At 69.4% G+C, this 6818-nt stretch carries 4 protein-coding genes and 1 tRNA gene; 2 read left to right on the top strand and 3 right to left on the bottom strand.

The features are described 5' to 3' along the window. Window positions 1-154: 154 nt before the first annotated feature. On the bottom strand, window positions 155-1021 hold the full coding sequence (locus ACFQ87_RS20130) for a Bax inhibitor-1/YccA family protein (RefSeq protein WP_380612128.1): 867 nt from the start codon (window positions 1019-1021) through the stop codon (window positions 155-157). 137 nt (window positions 1022-1158) lie between these two features. Continuing rightward, window positions 1159-1243, bottom strand: a tRNA-Leu gene (locus tag ACFQ87_RS20125). Between the two features lie 258 nt (window positions 1244-1501). Between ACFQ87_RS20125 and ACFQ87_RS20120 the strand changes: the two genes are divergently transcribed. Next, window positions 1502-2308, top strand: coding sequence for an ABC transporter ATP-binding protein (locus ACFQ87_RS20120; RefSeq protein WP_380612127.1), 807 nt, complete (start codon window positions 1502-1504; stop codon window positions 2306-2308). Between the two features lie 65 nt (window positions 2309-2373). Further along, a complete protein-coding gene (locus ACFQ87_RS20115; RefSeq protein ID WP_380612126.1) occupies window positions 2374-4932 on the top strand; it encodes an ABC transporter permease in 2559 nt (852 codons plus the stop codon). A gap of 178 nt (window positions 4933-5110) precedes the next feature. Here the strand turns inward: ACFQ87_RS20115 and ACFQ87_RS20110 are convergent, their stop codons facing one another. Next, window positions 5111-6478 (bottom strand): NAD(P)/FAD-dependent oxidoreductase, encoded by a 1368-nt coding sequence (locus ACFQ87_RS20110; RefSeq protein WP_380612125.1) that lies wholly within the window; start codon window positions 6476-6478, stop codon window positions 5111-5113. Between the last annotated feature and the right edge of the window lie 340 nt (window positions 6479-6818).

The raw sequence follows: 6818 nt of genomic DNA, 5'->3' as shown, positions 1-6818 counted from the left end.
CTTTCCCGGGGGAAGGGAGTAGAGACAGCCCGCCAGGGGTTAGACGGCTGCGCCCGGGGCCTGCACGTCCTCCTGGGAAGCACCCCGAGCCCCCTCGGGCCCCCGGAGTGTTCCCCCGGGGCCCCGGCGGCAGTGGTACGGCGCAGAGGGTGTGTCAGTCGTCGCCGCGCAGGATCGCGATCAGCCGCAGCATCTCGATGTAGATCCAGACCAGCGACAGGGTCAGCCCGAAGGCGGCCCGCCAGGACTCGCGCTGCGGGGCGCCCTGCGCGATGGCCGTCTCGATCTCCGCGAAGTCCAGCGACAGGAAGAACGCGCCGAGGCCGATGCCGACCAGGCCGACCACGATGCCCAGCGGGCCGGAGCGCAGGCCCATGTCGGCACCGAAGGCCATCGCGACCATGTTGATCAGCGTCAGCAGCACGAAGCCCATGGCGACCGCGATGCCGATCCGGGTGTAGCGCGGGGTGACCCGGATCCTGCCGCTCTTGTAGGCGAACAGCATCGCCGCGAAGACCGCCGCCGTGCCCAGCACCGCCTGGATCGCGATGCCCGGCAGCATGGTGTTGAGGGCGTGGGTGATGGCGCCGAGCGCGAAGCCCTCCAGGGCCGCGTACAGCAGGATCAGCGGCGGGCTGACGCTGCGCTTGAACGAGACCACCAGGCCGACCACCATGGCCACCAGGCTGGCGCCGATCGCGAAGCCGAAGTTCTCGAACGGCAGCGCGAACCAGGCCACCGCGCCCGCGGCGACCAGGGTGAGCAGCGTCATGGCGGTGCGGGCGACCACGTCGTCGAGCGTCATCCGCCCGGTGGCCACCGGGCCGGCCGACGGCCCGTTGTACATCTGGTACAGCTGCTCGTCCGTCAGCGGGCCCTGCCCCTGCGGCTGGGCGTAGGGGGTGCCCGCGTAGGGGTTGCCGTACTGGCCCCCAGCCTGCGCGGTGGTACCGAACCCCGCGTAGCCGGGCTCGCGGGTGAAGGACCCCTCCCGCGAGAAGACCGGGTTGCTGCTTCTCATTGCTCATTCCCTCCGTGGCGGCACTGCACCGCCCGTGCACCAGGGTAATGGCTTGGCAAAGAATTCGGGATACGCCGCGAGGAGGATACGGTGAACGACTCCCGGCGGGGACGCCGACGGCGCCCCCGCGGGTCGAGTGGTGCCCGGAGCCGGACTCGAACCGGCACGGCCTCGCGGCCAAGCAGTTTTAAGCTGCCCGTGTCTGCGTTCCACCATCCGGGCGTCCCGCGAAAGCACCCCTGAGCCTAGTCGCCCGGCTCGCCCTTTCGCATGTTCCCAGCCCGGGAAGTTGTCATGTTTCCTTGCCATCTGACGAACTGTTCGGGATTTCGGCCACGAAGCGCGGTGATTCCGGCCACCGGGCCTCTCTCAGGGTCGCCCTCATACCGCAGGAGGAGGCCCCGCCCCGCCCGTACGCCCGGCGGTGGTAGGGCCAACCCTTCGACAGGGCGACGCCAGACCATGATCACGTCGCGGAGCATGGAGGTACACGTCAGCCAGCCAGCAAGGAGCACCCCCGTGACCACGTCGACCGCAACCGCCGTCCGCACCGCGGCCGCCCGCGCCACCGACCTGAACAAGGTCTACGGGGAGGGGGAGACCCGCGTCGTCGCCCTCGACAACGTCAGCGTCGTGTTCCCCCAGGGCGAGTTCACCGCCATCATGGGCCCCTCCGGCTCCGGCAAGTCCACCCTGATGCACTGCATGGCCGGCCTCGACACCGTCTCCTCCGGCTCCACCACCATCGGCGACACCGAACTCGTCGGCCTCAAGGACAAGCAGCTCACCCAGCTGCGCCGCGACCACATCGGCTTCATCTTCCAGGCCTTCAACCTCCTCCCCACCCTGACCGCCCTGGAGAACATCACCCTCCCGATGGACATCGCCGGCCGCAAGGTCGACAAGCCCTGGCTCGACCGCGTCGTCGACACCGTCGGCCTGTCCGGCCGCCTCAGCCACCGCCCCTCCCAGCTCTCCGGCGGCCAGCAGCAGCGCGTCGCCTGCGCCCGCGCCCTCGCCGGAAAGCCCGACATCATCTTCGCCGACGAACCCACCGGCAACCTCGACTCCCGCTCCGGCGCCGAGATCCTCTCCTTCCTGCGCAACTCCGTACGCGAACTCGGCCAGACCGTCGTCATGGTCACCCACGACCCGGTCGCCGCCTCCTACGCCGACCGCGTCGTCTTCCTCGCCGACGGCCGGATCGTCGACGAACTGCACGCCCCCACCGCCGACACCGTCCTGGACCGCATGCGCCGCTTCGAGGCCAAGGGCCGAACCAGCTAAGGCGACACCCAGTCAGGGCCCCACAGCCCGCCGGCCCGCTTCACCGAACCTTCCCAGGACACCTCATGTATCGCACCGCTCTGCGCAACGTGCTGGCCCACAAGGGCCGCCTACTGATGACGGCGCTGGCCGTCATGCTCGGCACCGCCTTCGTCGCGGGCACCATGGTCTTCTCCGACACCTTCGGCAAGGCCCTGCGGGACAGCAACTCCAAGAGCTACTCGGACGTCTCGGTCCAGGTCGTGGACAACGCGGCCGGCTCCGACGCCTCCGCCAAGCAGAGGAGCGAGAGCAGCCCCACCGTCCTCGACGACGCCACCGTCCAGCAGCTGGCCGCCCTGCCCGGCACCGCCACCGCCCGCGGCGTGGTCAGCGGCTTCACCGGGGTCGCCGACCACAAGGGCGACCTGATCGGCCAGGTCTGGGCCGCCAAGGGCGCCAACTTCGCCCCGGGCCAGGACGGCAGGGACCCGCGCTACCCGATGGCCGAGGGCCAGGGCCCGGAGAACGCCAAGGAGATCGCCCTCGACCGCAAGACCGCCGACCGGGCGGGCTACAAGGTCGGCGACACCGTCCGGGTCGCCGTCAACGGGCCGGTGATCGAGGCGAAGCTCACCGGGGTCTTCACCACCGACGACCCGGTGGTCAGCACCGGCGGCACGCTCACCCTGTTCGACAAGGCCACGGCCCAGCAGACCCTGCTGGAGCCGGGCCGCTACAGCAGCATCGTGCTCACCGCCAAGCCCGGCACCTCCGAGGACGCGCTGCTCGCCCAGGCCCTGCCCAAGATCCCGTCCGACCACCAGTTCGTCATCAAGACCGGTGCCACGCTCAACGCCGAGGAGCAGGAGCAGATCACCAAGGGCACCGACAGCATGCGCACCATGCTGCTGGTCTTCGCCTTCATCTCGCTCTTCGTCGGCATCTTCATCATCGCCAACACCTTCACCATGCTGGTCGCCCAGCGCACCAAGGAGCTCGCGCTGCTGCGGGCGATCGGCGCCAGCCGCAAGCAGGTCACCCGTTCCGTGCTGATCGAGGCCCTGCTGATCGGCACCGTCTCCGCGGTGGCCGGCCTGCTGGCCGGTGTCGGGATCGGTGCCGGGATGCAGTCCCTGATCGGCTCGCTGAACGAGAACATGCCGAACGGCCCGCTGGTGATCAAGCCGCTCACCGTCGCGGTGACCATCGTGGTCGGCGTCCTGGTGACGGTCCTGTCCGCCCTGCTGCCGGCCCTGCGAGCCGCCCGGATCGCGCCGGTGGCCGCGATGAGCAGCGGCGACCAGCCGACCAGCCAGAAGAGCCTGGTGGTGCGCAACACCATCGGCTCGGTGCTCGCCGGCGGCGGTCTCGCGCTGATCGGTTACGGCGCCTCCACCGGCGACGACAGCGGTCGGATGCCGGTCGGCGCGGGTGCCTTCCTGGCCCTGATCGGCGTGTTCGTCCTGCTGCCGCTGCTCTCCCGTCCCGTGGTCGCGCTGGTCGGCCCGCTGCTGCGGGGGCTGGGCGGCACCCCGGGCAAGCTCGCCCAGCAGAACGCGGTGCGCAACCCGCGCCGCACCGCGGCCACCGCGGCCGCGCTCACCATCGGGCTGACCCTGGTCACCGGCCTCACCGTGATCGGCACCTCGGTCGGCGACACCATCGACCGGGCCGTCACCAAGTCGATGAAGTCCGACTACATCGTCTCGGCCGCCAACGGCATGAACCTGTCCGGCCAGGTGCCCGCCCAGATCGCCAAGGCCCCCGGCGTGGCGGCCTCCTCGCCGATGACCGCCGCCTACTGGAAGCTCAACGGCACCTCCAAGGCGATCACCGGCCTGGACGCGGACACCTTCGACCAGATCGCCGAAATCAAGCTGACCAGCGGTTCCAGCGCCGCGCTCGGCAAGGGCCAGCTGCTGGTGAACCAGGACGTCGCCGCGAAGTTCAACGTCACCACCGGCTCGACGATGACCGCGTCCTTCCCGGACGGCTCCAGCGGTCAGCTCACCGTCGGCGGCGTGTACGAGAGGGGCGGCATGCTCGGCCCGGTCCTGCTGGCCAACAGCGAGATCGCCAAGCACGAGTCGAAGCCGTACGTCGCCGACGTCCTGGTCAAGGGCAAGGACGGCGCCACGGCCGAGCTCAAGCAGTCGCTCAAGGACGCCACCGGCGCCAACCCGGTGATCGAGGTCAAGTCCAAGCAGGACGTCCGGGACGACTTCAGCCAGGTCATCACCTTCGCGCTGAACCTGATGTACGGCCTGCTGGGGATGGCGGTCCTGATCGCGGTCCTGGGCGTGATCAACACGCTGGCCATGTCGGTCTTCGAGCGCAAGCGCGAGATCGGGATGCTGCGGGCGATCGGCCTGGACCGCCGGGGCATCAAGCGGATGGTCCGACTGGAGTCGGTGGTGATCTCCCTGTTCGGCGCCGGGATCGGCCTGCTGCTCGGCTGCTTCATCGCCTGGGCGATCAACGGGACGCTGAAGTCCAGCCTCGCCGGGCTGACCACCGTCCTGCCGTACGGCCAGCTGGCACTGTTCCTGGCGCTGGCCGGGGTGGTCGGCCTGGTGGCCGCGATCTGGCCGGCCCGCCGGGCGTCCAAGCTGGACATCCTGTCGAGCATCAAGACCGACTGACGGTCCGACGGACACAGCGAGAGCCCCTGCCGGAGGGTTTCGGCAGGGGCTCTTCTACTGCTGTACTCCGCCCGGTCGCACGGCCGGCTGAGCACCACGGAGGTCGTGGTCCGGCGTCACTGCCGGGCGGAGGGCCTCCGACTCATACCCCGGCGCTCCCACACCGGGGTCCAGTCGCTTACTTGCTGGCGAGCTCCTTGTCGGCGGCCGGCTTGGCGGCCTCGACGGGCTTGGTGGGCGGCGTGACCTCCTGGATCGGCAGCTGCGGCCGCTCCATCTGGGAGAGGCCGACCATCTCGCGCTTCAGGAACATCGCGAGGGTCCAGTCGGTGAAGACGCGGACCTTGCGGTTGAAGGTCGGGACCATCGCACCGTGGTAGGCGCGGTGGAACCACCAGGCCAGGCGGCCCTTCAGCTTGACCTTGCCGAAGAGGATCGCGACACCCTTGTGCAGGCCGAGACCGGCGACCGCGCCCAGGTTCTTGTGCTTGTACTCCTTCTGCGGGAAGCCCCGCATGCCGGAGATCACGTTGTCGCCCAGGACGACGGCCTGACGGCAGGCGTGCTGCGCGTTCGGCGGGCACCAGGCACCCTCGCCGGAGGCGAGGTCCGGCACCTGGGCGTTGTCGCCGGCGGACCAGACGTAGTCGAAGCCCTGGACCTGCAGGGTGGCCGCGGTGTCGACGTGGCCGCGCGGGCCCAGCGGCAGGCCGAAGTCGGCCAGCACCGGGTTCGGCTTGACGCCCGCCGTCCACACGATGGTGGAGGCGTCCATCTCCATGCCGTTCTTCAGCATGACGTGGCCGTCGATGCAGGAGTCCATCGAGGTCTCGATGTAGACCTCGATCTTCCGCTCCTCGAGCTTCTCCTTGGTCCACAGACCCAGGTCCGGGCCGACCTCGGGGAGGATGCGGTTGGCCGCCTCGACCATGACGAAGCGCATGTCGTCACGGCTGACGGTCTTGTACAGCTTCGACGCGTCGCGCGCCATGTCCTCGATCTCGGCGATCGTCTCGACGCCGGCGAAGCCACCGCCGATGACGACGAAGGTCAGCGCCTTGCGGCGGACCTCCTCGTCCGTGGTGGACTCGGCCTTGTCGAGCTGGGCCATGACGTGGTTGCGGAGGCCGATGGCCTCCTCGACCGTCTTCATGCCGATGCCGTTCTCCGCCAGACCCGGGATCGGGAAGGTGCGGGAGACCGAGCCGGTCGCGACGACCAGGTACTCGAAGGGCAGCTCGTAGCTGTCGCCGGCCGCAGGCTGGATGGTGGCGACCTTACGGGCGTGGTCGATACCGGTGACAGAACCGGTCAGCACCTCCGCCTGCTTGAGGGCGCTGCGCAGCGGCGCGACGAGGTTGCGGGGCGCGACGTTGCCGCCGGCCGCCTCGGGGAGGAAGGGCAGGTACGTCATGTACGACCGCGGGTCCACGACCGTGACGGTCGCTTCGCCGTAGCGCATCTTCTTGAGGATGCGCATCGCGGCATACAGGCCGACGTAACCACCGCCGACAATGAGGATGCGAGGACGCTCCGTGGTGCTCATATCCGAAAGTATCCAGCACCGTCCGGAGCAGCCTTCGTGAGCCCGGTCACAAGCACATGGACACCCCGTGCTACACTCCGCGCCCACAAAAAATCCCCCTGCGGGCCGGCTCACGGGGCCCAACGGCCCCTTGTGAGCGAGCGCCGGAGCACCACCCTGCTGAGCAGCAACGATCCGTGCAGCACCCGGGTTCCCGCGCGTGATTTCGATTTTCAAACCCCAGACGAGGCCTGACCTGCGATCCAGCGGGCCCGACCACCGGCAGGCCTTCGGTCCCACAATTCGGGCGTAGCGGGCCCCAGGGTGCGACGAATGGCCGGATCGCCATGTGAAGAAATTC

It is taken from the genome of Kitasatospora sp. NPDC056531 (assembly GCF_042794375.1).
Lineage (GTDB): Bacteria > Actinomycetota > Actinomycetes > Streptomycetales > Streptomycetaceae > Kitasatospora.
Note: the sequence above shows the minus strand (reverse complement) of the source record. Positions and strands in the feature narration are given on the sequence as shown.